We start from the raw sequence: 1719 nt of genomic DNA on the forward strand, positions 1-1719 counted from the left end.
CCAAATTACTAAACATAACAACGTATATATAAAATAGCTAATTGGTTGTTTAATCAATATTTTTTGTTTCTTTATAAAATATATACAAGCCGGAAAGACAAGTCATTATTTAAACGCTACTTTCCATATACGTATACGTTATGCTCAATTTCTAAAAACCGAACATCTTTGAAAAAAATGAACTATTACAGACTATTACTTCTTTTATTAATTGTTCCATATTCAAATTTATTTGCTCAATCTTATGATGGTTTTTCAAATAAGGAAATTCAATCCGTATTTAAGCAATGGAATTTGGACAATTGGGATGATGGAGGTGAAATTTCTCGTTATATATTTTTAAATATGCCTGAATTTTGGACTCACGCCATTATCAATAGAGAAGGAAATATTAAAAGCCTGAAAGAAGATTACCGCAATGAAATCGAGGAGTTTGTTGTTACTTCTGAATTAGGACAAATGACACTTCAAGACTATGTCAAAACTAGCGAGAAAGTGGATGGTATGATAATATTGCAAGGAGACCGTATTGTATATGAAGCCTACCCAAGAATGTTTCCAAACGATAGGCATCTTTACTGGTCAGTATCTAAAGTGTTTGCTTCAACTCTTATAGCAATTTTGGAAGACAGAAAACAACTTGATGTAACAAAACCAATAGAACTTTATCTACCCGAACTTAAAGGGTCTGGATGGGAAAACGTTCCTGTTATTGACATTCTCGATATGGCTTCAGGAATTGATTGTCGTGAATGGGTTGATGGTGCTTTTGAAAACCCTGAAACTTGTTACTATCAATTTGAAGCAGCTCTTGGATTTCTAAAACGAACAGAAAAAACCGCAGACAATGCTTTTGACCACATTAAAACCTTGTCATCTGCAAAAACCTCTGGAGAGGTATTTGAATATACTTCAGTAAACACATTCGTTCTCTCTTGCCTCATAGAGAGAATCACAGGTCTTACCTATGCAGAAAATATTGAACGTGAAATTTGGCGAAAAATAGGTGCGGAATCTGATGCATTTATTACTCAAACAAATGGCACTAGTATTTCTCACGCAGGAATGAATTCTACACTTCGAGATTTAGCACGATTTGGCTATATGTTTCTGAACGAAGGTCGTTCAACTGAAAATGCTTTTGTTTCAAATGAATATTTTGATAAAATTCAAAAGCAAGGTCGTCCTCATTTGGTAACTGCATACGGTTCTGAAAATTACACGCTTGATAAAGAAGCTGTTCATCACAACACCTATCAATGGGACAAAGTAATGGAAGACGGAGATTTTTATAAAGGTGGTTTTAGCGGACAAGGTCTTTACATTTCACCTTCTCGAAATTTAGTGATAGCCTTTTTTGGAACTGCCGATGATAATGGAGTTTATAACGAATTAGATGATATTTCAAGACAGGTTTCTAAATCAAACCTTTTTGATTAATAAAAGAAATAAATTAAAACAGAGCATAACAACGTGTATATTTAATTGCTTTGGTAAGTGCTTATTTGGAAAATTCCTTCGGAATTTTCTATGGTAAGTATTTGTTTACTAAATTAGTTGCTTAACCGCGCAACTAAACATACACAAGACCGTTATCTATAAGTTACTCACCAACAAAAATTATTGGAAAATCTATAAGTCTGAACTTCCAACAAGGGAATAATTACTCAGATGAATAATGTAATCTGAAAAACGTTACGGATTGGATTCTGTTTGATT

At 33.2% G+C, this 1719-nt stretch carries 1 protein-coding gene; it reads left to right on the forward strand.

All coding sequences use genetic code 11. From position 1 onward, the window contains the following. Nucleotides 1–177 precede the first annotated feature (177 nt). Complete coding sequence (locus ACVCZW_RS00180) at nucleotides 178–1440, forward strand: serine hydrolase domain-containing protein (protein WP_452231305.1); 1263 nt, start codon at nucleotides 178–180, stop codon at nucleotides 1438–1440. Nucleotides 1441–1719 lie beyond the last annotated feature (279 nt).

It is taken from the genome of Lacinutrix sp. MEBiC02595 (assembly GCF_053601555.1).